This window comes from Halococcus dombrowskii, assembly GCF_022870485.1.
Lineage (GTDB): Archaea > Halobacteriota > Halobacteria > Halobacteriales > Halococcaceae > Halococcus > Halococcus morrhuae.
In genome coordinates, this window is sequence record NZ_CP095007.1 from 169,347 (window position 1) to 184,247 (window position 14,901).

At 60.7% G+C, this 14,901-nt stretch carries 14 protein-coding genes; 5 read left to right on the forward strand and 9 right to left on the reverse strand.

Translation table 11 applies throughout. The features are described from left to right. Window positions 1-81: 81 nt before the first annotated feature. The 4 genes from MUK72_RS17120 to MUK72_RS17135 all read right to left on the reverse strand — a co-directional run bounded on the left by MUK72_RS17120 (window position 82) and on the right by MUK72_RS17135 (window position 4,922). Window positions 82-1,218 carry a tyrosine-type recombinase/integrase gene (locus tag MUK72_RS17120; protein WP_244706117.1) on the reverse strand — a complete coding sequence of 379 codons (1,137 nt, stop codon included), beginning with the start codon at window positions 1,216-1,218 and terminating at the stop codon, window positions 82-84. 464 nt (window positions 1,219-1,682) lie between these two features. Then, window positions 1,683-3,173 carry a transposase gene (locus tag MUK72_RS17125; protein ID WP_244706118.1) on the reverse strand — a complete coding sequence of 497 codons (1,491 nt, stop codon included), beginning with the start codon at window positions 3,171-3,173 and terminating at the stop codon, window positions 1,683-1,685. Next, the gene (locus MUK72_RS17130; protein ID WP_425311108.1) at window positions 3,163-4,500 is read right to left on the reverse strand and encodes an ISH6 family transposase; all 1,338 of its coding nucleotides are present in this window, start codon (window positions 4,498-4,500) and stop codon (window positions 3,163-3,165) included. Before MUK72_RS17130 ends, MUK72_RS17125 begins: the two co-directional genes overlap by 11 nt. A 47-nt stretch (window positions 4,501-4,547) precedes the next feature. Further along, window positions 4,548-4,922 carry a hypothetical protein gene (locus MUK72_RS17135; protein ID WP_244706122.1) on the reverse strand — a complete coding sequence of 125 codons (375 nt, stop codon included), beginning with the start codon at window positions 4,920-4,922 and terminating at the stop codon, window positions 4,548-4,550. Window positions 4,923-6,410: 1,488 nt separating this feature from the next. On the opposite strand from MUK72_RS17135, the gene MUK72_RS17140 reads away from it, so the two are divergent. Together MUK72_RS17140 and MUK72_RS17145 are read left to right on the forward strand one after the other, a co-directional pair. Next, window positions 6,411-7,205 (forward strand): electron transfer flavoprotein subunit beta/FixA family protein, encoded by a 795-nt coding sequence (locus tag MUK72_RS17140; RefSeq protein WP_244706124.1) that lies wholly within the window; start codon window positions 6,411-6,413, stop codon window positions 7,203-7,205. Beyond that, complete coding sequence (locus tag MUK72_RS17145; RefSeq protein WP_244706126.1) at window positions 7,202-8,173, forward strand: electron transfer flavoprotein subunit alpha/FixB family protein; 972 nt, start codon at window positions 7,202-7,204, stop codon at window positions 8,171-8,173. The genes MUK72_RS17140 and MUK72_RS17145 overlap by 4 nt, the downstream gene beginning before the upstream one ends. A 53-nt stretch (window positions 8,174-8,226) precedes the next feature. Here the strand turns inward: MUK72_RS17145 and MUK72_RS17150 are convergent, their stop codons facing one another. The 4 genes from MUK72_RS17150 to MUK72_RS17165 all read right to left on the reverse strand — a co-directional run bounded on the left by MUK72_RS17150 (window position 8,227) and on the right by MUK72_RS17165 (window position 10,859). After that, window positions 8,227-8,613 (reverse strand): VOC family protein, encoded by a 387-nt coding sequence (locus tag MUK72_RS17150; RefSeq protein WP_244706128.1) that lies wholly within the window; start codon window positions 8,611-8,613, stop codon window positions 8,227-8,229. A 209-nt stretch (window positions 8,614-8,822) separates the two neighbouring features. Then, window positions 8,823-9,290, reverse strand: a complete 468-nt coding sequence (locus MUK72_RS17155) for a DUF5793 family protein (protein ID WP_244706130.1) — start codon at window positions 9,288-9,290, stop codon at window positions 8,823-8,825. Window positions 9,291-9,414: 124 nt separating this feature from the next. Then, on the reverse strand, window positions 9,415-9,768 hold the full coding sequence (gene panD / locus MUK72_RS17160; protein WP_244706132.1) for an aspartate 1-decarboxylase: 354 nt from the start codon (window positions 9,766-9,768) through the stop codon (window positions 9,415-9,417). Window positions 9,769-9,893: 125 nt separating this feature from the next. Beyond that, complete coding sequence (locus MUK72_RS17165) at window positions 9,894-10,859, reverse strand: MBL fold metallo-hydrolase (protein WP_244706134.1); 966 nt, start codon at window positions 10,857-10,859, stop codon at window positions 9,894-9,896. Window positions 10,860-11,121: 262 nt separating this feature from the next. On the opposite strand from MUK72_RS17165, the gene MUK72_RS17170 reads away from it, so the two are divergent. The 3 genes from MUK72_RS17170 (at window position 11,122) to MUK72_RS17180 (ending at window position 13,191) form a co-directional block, all read left to right on the forward strand. Next, a complete protein-coding gene (locus MUK72_RS17170) occupies window positions 11,122-11,523 on the forward strand; it encodes a cupin domain-containing protein (RefSeq protein WP_244706136.1) in 402 nt (133 codons plus the stop codon). Window positions 11,524-11,775: 252 nt separating this feature from the next. After that, entirely contained in the window at window positions 11,776-12,750 is a 975-nt protein-coding gene (locus MUK72_RS17175; protein ID WP_244706138.1) for a BtrH N-terminal domain-containing protein, read from the forward strand. 132 nt (window positions 12,751-12,882) lie between these two features. Beyond that, window positions 12,883-13,191: a hypothetical protein gene (locus tag MUK72_RS17180; RefSeq protein ID WP_342346244.1), complete on the forward strand. Its 309-nt coding sequence runs from the start codon at window positions 12,883-12,885 to the stop codon at window positions 13,189-13,191. Between the two features lie 74 nt (window positions 13,192-13,265). Here MUK72_RS17180 and MUK72_RS17185 read toward each other — a convergent pair whose 3' ends face one another. Next, window positions 13,266-14,870: a long-chain-fatty-acid--CoA ligase gene (locus tag MUK72_RS17185; RefSeq protein WP_244706139.1), complete on the reverse strand. Its 1,605-nt coding sequence runs from the start codon at window positions 14,868-14,870 to the stop codon at window positions 13,266-13,268. Window positions 14,871-14,901 lie beyond the last annotated feature (31 nt).

A 14,901-nucleotide genomic window follows, 5' to 3' on the forward strand; every position in this document is an offset into this window, starting at 1 on the left:
GGCACCAATATTCGAGATACTCTTCGATAGACCGTGAATTTACGCTTTTCCGCCGGATTGGCCATGTGCAAAACGCCTACTTCAGGAATCTGTCTGCTGATCGGCTTCTTCGAAGGCGCTGGTCATCTGATCAGCAAGTTCGCCAGCTTCGATATGTGAGTAATGCTCGCGGACTACTTCTTCGGAGTTGTCAAGAGCTCGGGCGGCGGCTGCATGCCCTGATGTACGGACGAGAACTTCACCAGCACCGCGCCGAGCACCGTGAGGCATTAGATATTCCTCGCCGTCATCTAGTTCAATACCCGCCTCCTCGCAGAGTCGTTTGAGAACGTGCCTACCGGCATCGGTCGTTATTGACGGTGGTTCGATGTCGTACTTGACGCAGAGTTCGATCAACGAATGGTTGGTACGCATCTCCTCGATCTCCGTGTTGGTATATCCACGATGGTCCAGCGCATCTGTCACCTGCTGAGAGAGCGTTGGGCGATGAAACGAGGGAAACACCGGCCAGCTCTCGCTCGGTGCGTCGAGGACCTTCTGATACATCTGCAGGGGATGAATCACTGGGTTGGGAAGGCTTCGATCGTCGAGGCGCTGCTTTTTCGCGAAGACCGTCGCATAGCGATCTTCGAGGTGGACGTCGTCCCACCGAAGTCCCTGGCGTCGCTTGTCGCTCCGGTCTCGAAGGATCTCTGCACCTCGTACGCCGGAGTACGACAACAGGTAGACCAGAGCGCGGTCGCGACAGGTTTTGATCGCTGCTTCCCGGTCCTCACCAACATTGTCGATCGCAGTGCTGGCCTGTTCGTCGACGAAGGTGGTGAGTTGCCGGCGATCCTCGGCGGACCAGGCTTGTTGGTCGCCGCTCTTGTGACCGCCGTCGTCTGGGATGGGCTCGGTCGCATTACGGCGCTGAGCAACGTTCTCGGCGAGGTGGCCTTCGCGAACGGCCCAGCCGCAGAACGCTGAGATATACGCGTAGTAGGTACGCACTGTGCCCGCAGTCCAGCCCTGACGAGTGAGATGACGGGCGTATTCGCGAAGATGACCCGATTCCAACTCGTCGAACGTCGTCGGACTCTCCTCGTGACTGGAAAGGAAGCCGACGAATCGATCGAGCTCTCGGCCCGCGTCCTGGCGGTAGTTACCGCTCTCGCCACCCTGGCCTTTGCCCTTGTCCGTCAGGAAGTCCTCGGTGACTGCATCGATCCGTACCACGCTACGCACCTCCACTGCGTTGGCTGGCTCGAGCACTGTTCTCGGGGCGAGTAACCGTGGTTCTGGGCTGTGGCATTGTGTTCGCTGTGGGGGAGGGCGGGGAGGTGGATAAATCTACATGTCCTTATTCGATTAAGCACGGGTAAACAATAAAACCGCTAATTACACCGATTTCAGGCACTTCAAGCGTCCTAACACCAACATCTGCCATCATACACTACATAGAGGTTTATCAAATCCGAGCCCTGCTGCCAGTGCCTAACTGTTTGACTTGGTATACAACTCAATTCTTGTAAAATAAAGGGGGCGGTGAGAACCAGCCGCGATCCGGTCGACGAACCCTGCGACTCACCGATCCACTACGGACCAACCCACCCTCGACTCCGAAATCATGGCGAAAACAGGGTGACAAGGAGACTGCTGCTGCTCACCACTTTACCGCGAACCCGGAAACAGTGGACCCCTCAGCCGCCGGGGTCGAACAGGCAGAACCCCACCAACTCCACGATCTCCCCCGCCAAGATCGGCGGATCCTCACCCAATTCCACGTCCACCTCGTCCCGCAACAGGAAGTTCGCCAGCCGCCACACGTTGTACAGGAGGACGCCGATCACGAAATACAGGAACCGGTTCCGGTAATCATCAGACGCCGACATCGGGATGAAGTGCTTCTTGATCGACTTGTACTCGTTCTCGATCGTCCACCGCCGACGGTACTGCTGAGTCAACCCGAGCCCCCTGTCCGGCGAGACGTGGGCGTTCACCGTGAAGATCACGTAGTCGCCCTCGATGTACTCCCCGTTATCCTTCGCCGTGTCCTTCGGCACGTAGATGAACGACATCGGATGCCGCTCGCCATCGTACTCGAGCCACCCTTGCTCGACGCTCACGTCCGCCACGTCGTGCTCGATGGTCTTCTCGATGGCCTCCCTGTCCGCCTCCGCCTGCTTCTTCTTCCCGACCACGTAGAACGCGTCGTGCTGATTGACGACGTGTCTGACCTCGTGGCTGTCGAACTCGCGGTCGGCGAACACCTTGTTGATGTCCACGTGCTGCTCGGCCTGCTCCAACAGGCGGTCGACCAGCTCGCCTCGCGTGCGCGTGTCCACACTATCGGATTCCCACGCCCGCTTGTCGCGGACGGGTTCGATGGCGAGGACGATGGGCGTGTTCTCGGGGACGATGGTGAGGGTGGCGAACTTGTACGCCCGCTGGTGGCTCTCCTTCACCCCGGAGACCATTACCGGGTAGTCCTCCCGGGGATACACTTCCCGCGTCGAGCCGTCGCTATACTCGACTTCAACGGGTTCCTCCCACCGCTCCACATCCTCCTCGTCGCGGAATGGTGACGCCCAGTACGGCCACGTCGTGATGTCAATTGCGGCGTTCACCGGTTCGCGGACGCCGCTGCGGTCACTCCCCGCGATCTCGTCGAGGATGTTCTCGACGCCGGCGTGGAATGCTGGGAGTACTTCGTCGCGGATCAGCCGCCACTCGCTGCGACCCGTGCCGTCGATGTAGTCCCAGAGGTCGGTTTCCGGGTCTGGGTCGGCGACCTTCTTCATCGTCCGATTGTGGCTGGAGCCGGCGGGCACGGAGTCGCGGTTGCTGAGGCGGGCGAATCGGCGGCTTTTCGTCGTCGTGCCTGCGTCAGCGAGGTTGAGGTATCCCTGCCGTTCGAAGTAGGCTTGGAGGGCGTAGCTCGTATTGCTGGCGCGTGGGTCTTGGAATTCGGTAAAGCCGAGGGTGGTGGCCCGCTTGACGGCATCCATGATCTGCTCCTCTTCGATGTCGCTGCCGTGGATGTCTTCGGGTTCGAGTGCGGGCTCGTACCCTTGGTCGATCACGTCGTGTTCTTGGCAAACCTTGCGGATGCGGTTGGCGGCTTCCTCGATCAGGCTGCGATCGCTCCGCGTGAGGCGGTTGGTCGCGTCGGAAAACCGTTCAGAGTTCACCTCCGTTCGTTCTGACCGACACGCTACATCGTATCTTTCCGTGAGTTGACCGCTGGAGGAACTCATCGAAGAACTCGCGGTAGTATTCGGGATTGGCGTATTTCGTCAGGGACAACTGCAACAGCGTATCTAACCCTTCTTCGCTCCACTGCATCCAGTCACGCTTGCATCGCTTGGCTACCTCACCCATTGCTCGTTCGACAGGGTTCGAGGTCCACGGCACCTCGAACCCGTCTATCGCGTCCTCAGCAAACGTCACCATCGAATCCAGTCCACTACGAAGGTACGATGCTGCTTTCGGCGAAGAGAGTTGCTCTAACTGCCATGCTGTCTTCTCTATACGCTCTTTCGTTCGGGCGATCCGCGAGCGGATCGCCGAATACTCCTCTTGCGGACGATGTTTCTCGACGGAGTTCTTCAGGTGGAACAACTCTCCAGAGACCTCCGAAATGATCTCGTTACGGTCCTCCAATGAGAGCGCACCGTCGTCCCACAGCTTGTAGCCAAGTGTGCGCGGAACGTGAGACAAATCGAGTTGATGATCGCGTGTGTCTGTTTGAAAGGCCCCAACAAGGCTCTTCTCGGCGTCACTGACGACTTTCGCGTCGTCAGTGATCGCCTCAGCAGTATCCAGAGTATCCGCAATCTCACTCCAGGGAGTGTTCACCGAGACATCAAGCACTGATCGTGACGCTGTTTCGGTGTCTTCTGCGAGCGTTACTCGTACGTCGTGGTACTCACGGTCCTCGTCCTGACTGTAGCAGTTGGTTCCGTCAGGGATGACGGTTTCAGCTTCAGACCCGGCAATGCGGCTGGAAACGAACTCTGTGAGTTTCCTGCCGCACTCGGTCACGCGGTCGCGGATGGTGTCCTTCGAGGGCGTCCTTTCGAGGTCCTCAGCATGTGAGGCTGCGTCACGGTAGGAGAGAGCCGTCGCAAGATCGACTGTTCGCGCAGCGATATCCTGCTGATATCGCTTCTTTCCGTTGAAATCGACGAATTGTTCGATGGGGCGGAAATGAGCATTCTCGTCGTCAGTTGCCGCAGTGTCTTTGACGTAGCCAAGGGAGAACTCGTGCTCGCCGACGGTAGTAACCGCTGTGCGAATCTTCGTTGTCGAGCGTTGGAATCGGTTGGTTCCGTTTCCCTGTGCGTGTTTTTCGCCACAGTACGCCTCAACGAGTACGTCGTTGAGGCTCTCGATAATTGCTTCGAGCAGCGTCGATTCGAGACGCTGCTCGGTCAGAAACTCCGCGAAGGCGGCAAGTGGGTACTGTTCAGTTGGGTCAATAGTCAGAACGAAGTGGATCGTGACCGTAACCTCAATCGGGGACTCGTTCACGTTCATCAAACAGTCCCCATTCCTTCGAGGAGTCAGCTACGACTTCGTTTCAGCGACTGCCCAGACGGTTCTGAACGATTTTCCGACGCGACCAGGCGGTTGCGCCAGTTGTGGCTGATGCTGGCTTGGGTGATGGGGCGGGGGAGGTTGAATCGAGTGTAGACGGAAGCGACGCCGCGGAGTCGGCGGGCGGTTTCGGCCTGGCTGAAGGCGTTGAGTTCCTTGTAGAGGAACAGTTTAACGATGCCCTTGATGGGGAAGTCGGCGTCGCCAGACTGCTCGTAGTCGCTGAAGGTGTCAGTGGGGATGTCGAGATGCTTGATGACGCGAGTGGCGTGATCATGGATATGGCACAGGTCGTCCGCCTGCTCGGCGAGGGCAGCCACAACCCGATGTTCTTCTGTCATAGGTGGACTCTTCCTATAGTGTGGAGGACCGTGAGTGGACGCATGCAATAGTCAGTGAACCACGGTACTAAGGAGGCACGCAGGACAGCCATGGAGGTCTCCAGCACGGATGCGCGTCCAGTGCGCCCCCTCGGTGTCGTTATCGCATGGCGCTGGACGCACCACCATGCGGTGCGCCCGCCACGATGCTGATGGATCCCGCAGAATGCTGGTGAGTGGACAGCCTCACGCACGGTCGGTGAAATGCAGTACTCCTCATAAAGCTATTCTCCTACTTCAGGTGCTACCTCCCCACCGAGCGGGCGAAGTGAGTGCGGAAGCAGAGATCAGTCATCGCATTTGAGAACAGCCAACTGCGTGCGGGGCGAGCGACGGACCGCTTCTGCGTATCTACAAGTACGTTACCCGAGTATATCTACACTTTCACAAATATCGTACTCTTCACCTCAATATGCGTCCTATATACGTACAAAATTCGACTATTTATTTCTAAATCTGGCTTATACATGAATATAGCGCTCGTATGTGATTTGATACGGGATATTTACCTGGAAAATGGAGAAATATAGAACCAGATGTTCACACTCGAGAGATATCCCGATATACTCTGAGTGTGAATGCCGTACGGATGGTGCCCCCTCCGGGAGCGGGGTGACTACGAGGACGCCGGCGTCGTCACCAGTACTCCATGAGGACGGTAATTCGGTCGATGCCACCCGTTTTCAGCGATTCTATCTGTCGGGAGTGGGTACTCCTCCGTCGGTCGGAAACTGCCCGAAGCGGTCGGAATCGACGTGATTTCGAGCACCGCGACGCTGTCGGCTTCCGCGTTGGGACGGATGGCACCCAGGCCCATCCATTGGTCGGGCCTCGTCTGGATGAATCTGCTAACTGATATGAGACGTGGAAGCCGTCCCCCTCGTGCTCCTCTACGAGAATGTCCGCAACTGGCGGGCCAACCGCAGGGACTCCGTCACCACCGCTCGGACGATAGCGGTGTCGCCCTGGTCACCCTCCGATCCGGCCGGGCGTCGACCATGGTGGTTCGGTCACCAGGGACACCGCACGCATCGGGATCGGGGTCAGTTAGTCACCGCCAGGGCTGGCGAGGCGCCCACGCAGCCACACCCAGGACGCGTGGCGACGGCTATTCACAACACAGTGTGATACGTCCCCGAATGCGATCCGTCGCCTCGGCGAGAAGCGCACGCAGTTGGCTCCGAACAGTCGCTCGCTCGTCGGTGGTACGCACGGTGCTGATAGTCGCTAGACCCCGTTCCGCCGGCTCGTCGCAGAAGCCACACAGCAGCATCCCGCTCGGCCCGGCCGCTCCATCCACGGGGCCCCTCAGGTAGTCCGCCAGTCTGGGCGAACTCGCCGCCGCGTCCCGGTCGGCTCCGAGACCGGCAGCGTCCACCCCCGCGAGGGTTCACCACAGTACGCCTTTGGTAACGTTTACTTCGGACGCACTCGCACGCTCTATTGCGTATGAAAATACTTGTCACCGTCAAGGAGGTGGCCACCGTCGAGGACGAGTTCGAGATCAGTGGACTCGACATCGACGACCGCTACCTCACGTACGATCTCAACGAATGGGACGACTACGCCATAGAAGAAGCCGTCCAAATCTCGGAGGCTACTGACGACGTAGACGTCGTCACCGTCACTGTCGGGCCCGAGCGCGCCGAAGAGACCATCCGGATGGCCCTGGCGAAAGGCGCCGACCGCGCCCTCCGTATCTGGGATGACAACCTCGATACTGCTGCGTTCCTCGACGTCTCGGCCAAGGCCGACATCCTCGCTGCCGTCGTCGAACAGGAGGCCCCCGATCTCGTGCTGACCGGCGTCCAGGCCGATGACGACGCGAACGGCGCGACGGGCGTCGCGCTCGCCGAGCGCGTCGGTTTCGAGTGGGGGGCTGTCGTCAATGCCCTTGACCTTGACACCGACGGTGGTGTCGCCTCCGTCCACCGCGAACTCGAAGGTGGGGTTGAGGAACTCACCGACATCGAACTGCCCGCCGTACTCACCATCCAGACCGGCATCAACGAGCCCCGCTATGCGTCCCTCCGGGGGATTCGGCAGGCTCAGCAGAAGGACCTCGACGTACAGAGCCTCGACGACCTCGGGCTCGACGCCTCCGTCACCGAGTCGGCCGTCACAAGGACTTCGATGGATGAGCCCGAAGCCGAGAGCGAGGCCGTCGTCTGGGAAGGCTCGCCCGAGGAGACTGCCGAAGAGCTGGCGGCGTTCCTGCGTGACACGGGGGTGGTCGAGGGATGACGGCCGTGCTCGCGATTACCGAGCACCGTCATGGCGACCTCCGTGACGTCTCCTTCGAACTCATCACCGCCGGGCGTGAACTCGCAGATGCCCTCGATGATGACCTCCATCTCGCCGTTATTGGTGGCGATGTCGCTGGGTTCGCCGATCAACTCACCCGCGAGGGCGTCGACGCCATCCACACCGTCGACGAGGGCGAGGAGTTCAACCACGACATCTACACACAGGCCATTCAGCAGCTGTGCGAGGCCATTGATGTGTCGGCGCTGCTGATGCCGCACACGGTCAACGGACTCGACTATGCCCCGGCCGTTGCGAGTGCACTCGAGCTGCCGCTCGTCACCGATGTCGTTGCCCTTGACGCCACGGAGACGCTCGAGGTGACCCGCGAACTGTACGGCTCCAAGGTCGAGACCACCCTCGCGGTCGACGCCGACCAGTTCGCGCTCACAGTCCGCCCAGCTGAGTGGGCACAGGCAGAGGGCGTGGGTGACGCCGACGTCCAGGCGTTCGATGCAGACATCGACGAGAGCCAGATCAAGACGACGGTCACGGGCTACGAGGAGGTTGCCAGCGGTGACGTCGATATCAGCGAGGCGGAGTTCCTCGTCTCGATCGGCCGCGGGATCGAGGAGGAGGAGAATCTGCCGCTCATCGAGGCGCTCGTGGAGGCGACGGACGCGACCCTCTCCTCGTCCCGGCCCATTGTGGACAGCGGCTGGCTGCCGCAGAACCGCCAGGTCGGCCAGTCGGGCAAGGTCGTGACGCCGGACGTCTACATCGCCATCGGCATCTCGGGGGCGGTCCAGCACGTCGCCGGGATGAAGGGCTCCGATACGATCATCGCGATCAACACGGACCCGAACGCGCCCATCATGGACATCGCCGACTACGCCATCGTCGACGATCTGTTCGACGTCGTCCCGCCGCTCATCGAGGAGTTCGGCGGGACACCGCCCGACGTCTGACGCGGACGAATGGGTGGCTGCAGCGCAGACGCTGTCAGGCGCCGGGACAGCCACTACCCGTTTTGGTGTTCGATGAAGTAGAGGACGTTGCCGCTGGGGTCGCGAACGCCAGCCATGCGCAGGCCCCAGTCTTCGTCGGTCGTCGGTTCCAGAAAGAACTCGACGTCATCCTTTCGGTTTCGGTAGGTCTGGTCGACGTCATCGACACGCACGGATACGTGGTCGATGCCGACGGGATTGTCAAAGAGTTCTGCATCGCGATGGGTCGTCGTTTCGTTGTCGGTCTCGAACACGTAGAGGTACGCCGACTCCGAGGCTGGTCGGACGGCGGCTTCCTCGGACGAGTACCGTTCGACCTCGAATCCCAGTTGTTCGTAAAACGACACAGCCGCGTCGAGATCGGTAACTGCGATTCCGATGTTGTCTACTGTCGGTGGCATGGGGTACCCCGACGCACGCTACGTACATAAAATCGGGGCTGTCGACTCCGGCGATGGAAACCCGAAACAGAGGCGATCGAAGCGTTACGTGACCATATTCAAACCCAGCCGTCTCAGCGACGATAGCGGTTACTCAGGTGAGACGGTCCAGTACAGGAAGCAGCACCCCCGGGTGAAAGGCGCTCCCCCAGTGGATCTGAATCCACCGATCATAGCTCAATGTCACTCGGGATAAGACTGGCGTGTCGACGTAGCGTTCCGTTCGCGTCGTACACAAGCAACAGTGTCTTCTCGAACACCGTGACCGTCTCAGCGTTCGCCTGCATCACTATCCGATACGCTGCTTCGTGACCGGTACGGTCTGCGTACTCCCGTACCGAATGTACGAACTCGAGAATCGGCTCCCTCTGCGTTCTGATTTCGAGCACGTATGCGCCTGTCACACGATCACTGAGACTGAGAACGCCCTCGCCCATCTTGTCGATCGGCGACAGGCTGCGGAACGAGACATCGACCGCCTCCTCGCTGATATCGTCGCGCAGTCGCTCTCTCAGCAGCTCTTGGAGGCTGTCACGTGACCCATCGAAGGAGAGTCGGAGTACCGGCTGACCTGAATCCTCACCGGTAACAGCCAACTCCGTGGTGGTGAACCCGATGGTGAACTGGTCGCCCTGCATCCTCGATACGTGGTGATAGCGAATGAGAACTCTTGAGAGTTCGCATCCCCCGTAACGGTGCGGATCTGCGGTCCCTCATGCAGATGAATCGTAACTCGGGGACTATCCAATGATACGTCGTAGTTCAGTCGCCGTTTGTCTGCTCGGTGATTGTATTCATCTCGTCAACGAAGACGATCGACGGCTCGTGACGCTCGTCTTCGGCGTACCTTGCATACGACATGATGATAACGATGTCGCCCGGCTCGGCGAGCCGTGCGGCGGCGCCGTTCAGACAGACCTCGCCATCGTCCCCGGCAATCGCGTACGTCTCGAACCGGCCACCAGTCGTCACGTTCACGACCTGCACGCGTTCGTGAGGAACGATATCAGCGGCCGCCAGCAGTTCAGTATCGACGGTGATACTTCCCTCGTATGCTTTGTCCGTCGCGGTCACCCGCGCCCGATGGATCTTCGATTTCAAAAGTATTCGATGCATGGATTCCTCTGCGTTCCCTGTGGGTACTATCGTTCAGAGGGGTCATTAATAGCATGGGTCGTCGAAGGACACCGATTCACTGCTCCACTCGATCTGCGGACAGGCCCCGCTGCGGCTGCCAACAGCTACATGATTGCCTCAAGCGCAGGGCGTTCAGGACGCACGCGGTAGCCGTCTTCTGTGCGCTCGACGAGCCCGTGGCGATCGAGGTGGTCGAGGTGCGCGTACGCTTCACCGGGTCCGTGCAGGATGTGGATCCCCTCCAGCTCACCGAACAGGTGGGCGCTCACCGTCCAGGCGTCGGCGGGTCCCGCCTCGCGGAGGATGTCGAGAATCCGGCTCGCACGCTCGCGGTGATGGGCGATGATCTCCCGAGCGCGGGCAGTAGGGTTCTCAATCACGTCGCGGTGGCCCGGCCAGACCCGCGCGAACTCCTGGTTCGCAAGTCGCTCGAGCGTGTCGAGATACGTCGCAAGCGGCGCGTCGACGCGGGCGTCCGCCCCGCCGACGTTCGGCGTGTACTTCGGCAGGATGGCGTCACCGACGAACGCCTCGCGCCCAGAGTCACCGTCAAACGCGAAACAACAGAGGCCGGCCGCGTGCCCCGGCGCGTGTAACACGCGAAGGTCCCTCGCTCCACCGTCGATCGTCGCGCCCTCGGCGATGGACTGGACGGTCGGTGGCTGGCCGACGAGGTGGTCATCCGCGAGCGCCGATCGGAGTTCGTCCTGCGCAGCCGGTGGAATCCCCCACTCGTCGAAGTACACACGCTGGCGGTCGTGGAGCTCGTCGAGGGCGTCGGGATCCCGTCGGACGAGTGGCGCATCCGCCTCGTGAACGTACACGGTCGCTCCGCTCTGGGCCTGGATGTCACCGGCGAGCCCGGTGTGGTCGGGGTGCCAGTGCGTCAACACGATCTGATCGATGTCCGCGAAGCCGAGGCCGCGCTCGTGAAGTTCGGTTGCAAATTGCTCGCGGATCCGTGGTGTCGCGATCCCGGTGTCGACGAGCGTGACCGTTCCTGTGTCGGACAGCAAGTAGGCGTTATTCCGGCCCTCGAACTCGTGGTTTCCGAACGTCAAGACGTGCACGTGTACGTACACGACTCGGAACGATGATAGTGGTATCGGATACAGTCATCTGTTCTTCGCGGCAGAGGGCGCGACCGGTGTGGGGCGCATCATCTCGGCCCCTCGATTTGGCCTGCTGTCGGGACAGTGAACGCGGGAACGTGTCTCACTCCCTCCCCGACATCGTCGTGAGAGGGGTGTCGACTGGTACGCCCCGGTGTTCACCGTAGATGGCGGTGTCTGGTACACTAGCTTTATCTGCCAGTTCGCAGTACCGTGGTACATGGAGTACGAGTACGTCCACATGGACGACGTACCGCGCGTCGACCTGTCCGAGAACGACGACGTGCCGCCGGACCACGACATCCGTTCGATCGACGAGGCCCTCGGCCTCGAGAACGTGCGGGCGAACGTATGGTACATCGAACCGGGTGACGAAATCAGCTACCACGCACACAGCGAGCAGGAAGAGGTGTTCTACGTGCTGGAGGGTACGTTCAGTTTGAAACTCGGCCGGTCCGGCGAGACCGAGACGGTAGAGGCCGAGCCCGGAACGTGGTGGGCAGCGGAACCGATGGTCGGCCACGGCCATCGGAACGTCGGCGACGAAACGGGCATCGTCCTCGCGTTCGGCGCACCGGCCGTGGACGATGTCGGCCTGAATCCCCACGAACTCGACGAATGAGCGCTGACGGCGGCTATCAGCCGTCGGACGTTGCCTGTTCCGCGACGGCGACGCGACGAACAACGACCCGCTCCCGACCGTGACCGAGGTCGACCATCGAACACATGCCCCGTTCGCGTCGAGTACCACCGCGGAGTGGTACGCTCGAACCGGCCAGCGCACCATGTTCGACTGTACGGCCGAACTGCACCGGAGCGTCGACGGGCCCGGACGACCGATACCGTTTTTTCGGTCGCTGCCGCACCGACGAGCATGCATGGATACACGCACACGCCGGGAGACCATTGCGGGTCCGCGTCCCTCCGGAATCTTAGCGCGTTCCACGACTGGGGGTTCGACGAACCCGCCTGTTTTGGACTGGGGGCGGGCATCGGCTTCGGCTACCACGAGGAGGGGCCCACGTCGCGGATGATCATCGGCCGGAATGCAGTCCTCGAACCAGCGTTCTTCGACCACCTCGGGCTCCCCGTCACCCACAGGGACGGCCAGCCTCGCGACGCCGCCTGGAACGCTCTCGAGACACGGCTCGAGTCGGGGCCAGTCCTGTGTTTCGTCGACCTCTACTACCTCCCGTACTTCGGGAGTGACACGCACTTCGGTCCGCACACGGTCGTCGTCACCGGGATGGACGCCGATACCGTGACGATTTCGGACAGCGAGTTCCCGGAGCCCCAGGTGGTCACGAGAACCGAGTTCGACGCCGCGTGGCGTTCCGAGTACGGGTTCGGCCCCCTCGACCGTCGCTGGCTCGCCGTCGACGATTCGGGCGACCTGGCAGCCGTCGAGGACGCAACCCGCGACGCCGTCACGTCGGCGACGGAGACGATGCTGAAGGGTGACCGCGGGTTCGGCGGCGGTGGCGTGGCTGGAATCCGGGCGTTCGCGGACGAACTGCCCGAGTGGACCGCGTTCGAGGACGTGCAGTGGATGGCACGGTTCGCGTACCAGAACATCGAGCGTCGCGGGACGGGCGGCGGCGCGTTCCGCCTGCTCTACGCCGACTTCCTCGACACCCTCGGCACGGACGCCGGCCTCGACCCCCAGTTCGGCGAGCGTATGCACCGCATTGCGGACGACTGGACAGTCCTCGGCGAGGAGTTGAAGGCCGTCAGCGAGACCGACGACGAGGACGAACGAGCGGGCCGTCTCAGTGACGCGAGCGAGCACGCACACGCGCTCGCGGACCGCGAGGAAGAACTGTTCGAGGACCTCGCGGCGGTGCTGTGACCCGCGACCGGGGTACGCGGTTCGGGACACGTGACGGCTCTCGTCAGCACGGCTACTCACTGGTCGTGCCCGCCCTCGCGATGCGCGCTCCTCAGGCGGAACATATCGAGTGCCTTGGGGTCGTTCTCTGGTGTGTCCGCCCTGCTCACCAAGCGCCATATACACGAGTACGGCGCGACCGCGGAGGAATTCGCTGCCGTTGCCATGAAGAACCACAATCACGGCCAGTACAATCCGAACGCGCACTTCGGCCGGGACGCGACTGTCAAGGACGTCCTAGAGCGTCCCGTGGTAGCCGATCTGTTCCACCTCATGGACTGCTACCCGTTCTCGGACGGCGTCTCCGCGAGGTCGTCGTCGCCGCCGACGACCTCGCGGAGAGTTCGGGAGCAACGCCGTCGCTATCACCCTTTACTAGTCATGAAGATGACGAGCTGGTAATATCTACCGGCTCGCCAACAGTAAGCATGATATCCCAGAGCGTGGGATTGGTGAATTCTTCGCAGACAGGGCCGCTAACTCGGTTCTTGATAGATGTCTGCGTATGCGTCACGGAGTTCATATTTCTGGATTTTCCCCGTTGCCGTCCGGGGGAACTCTTCGACGAAGACGACCGTCTTCGGCACCTTGAACCCGGCTTTCCGTTCACTAACGTAGTCGAGGATGTCGTCCTCGGTCAGGTCATCCTTCGACGAACTCACGACGGCGGTGATGCCTTCGTTCCATTTGGGGTGTGGAATGCCGATGATCGCTGCCTCCTCGATATCCGGGTGTTCCATTAGCACTTCCTCGACTTCGAGTGACGCGACGTTCTCGCCGCCCGTCTTCACCATGTCTTTCTTCCGGTCCTCGAACCAGAGGACGCCGTCCTCATCGAGACGGCCAATGTCGCCGGAGTGGAACCACCCATACTCGAAGGCCTCAGCGGTCTTCTCAGGGTCATTGTAGTAACCCTTCATCACCTGACCACCCCGGTAGACAATCTCACCTTCCTCTTCACGTCCGAGTACGTTCCCGTCGTCGTCCATGATTCCGACTTCCACGTTCCGTACGGGGATGCCAACGGAGCCCGCCTTCGTGTCGTGGAGTTCCGGGGGCAGGATCGTCGTCACGGGCATCATCTCCGTCTGGCCGAAGTAGATCTCAAACCCGGCGCCGAACTGTTCCATCATCTCTTGGACCTCCGATCCGGGCATCGGGGCCATCGCATAGACACAGAGTTCGAGCGAGCGAAGATCGGTCTCTTCGAACGCATCGTGGTTGACGAGTTCTCGATACATGTTGGGAAGGCCGAACAGCCGTGTCACTTCTTCGTCCTCAATGAGTGATAGGACGCGGCCTGGATCGAAGCCCTCGAGGATGATCTGATGGGCGCCATTGTAGATGTCCGCCACGGTAAAGGCGTGCATCTGAGCAACGTGGAACAGCGGCATCATGGCGATAGCCGTGTCGTCGCCACCGAGCCCACCGTCGATGATCGAACTCGCGTACTGTGAGAACAGTGTCCGATGGGTCATCATCACACCCTTCGGCTTGGAGGTCGTCCCACTAGTGTAGGAGATTTGGATCGTATCGTCAGCATCGAGATCCTCGACCTCCGGTTCGTCAGCCGACCCCTGCTCCATGAACGTCGAAAGGCGGGTCGCCTGCGGCCGGCCCGTGATATCGTCGGTCTTGTCAATGGTGACGATGGTCTCAACGGGGCTCCAGTCGTCGAACTTATCGGCGACACTCTCGTATAGCTCGTCGTCGACTGCGAGCCCTCGGGGTTTGGCGTGGTTGATATAGTAGTCCAGTTCGTCTGCTTTTAGCTCCGAGTTCAGTGGGATGTGGATGACACCAGCTTTCGCACAGCCGAACCAGATTACGACGTATTGATAGGAGTTAATTCCGAGTGCGGCGAAGCGATCACCTTTCTCAAAGCCAGCGTCAAGCAATGCGTTTGCCAGCCGATTACAGTCCGCATTAAACTCCTCGAACGTACGGGTCGTCCCTTGGAACGTGATGGCTGGCCGATCTGGATAGTTGTGGGCCATCCGATGGGGGATCTGACCGATGAGATCTTGAACGTCGCGTTTCGCCATCCCGTGCCACGGTTCAATACTGTTATCTTTCCCCATGGTCCATGATAGCTATCCTCAATAATAACTC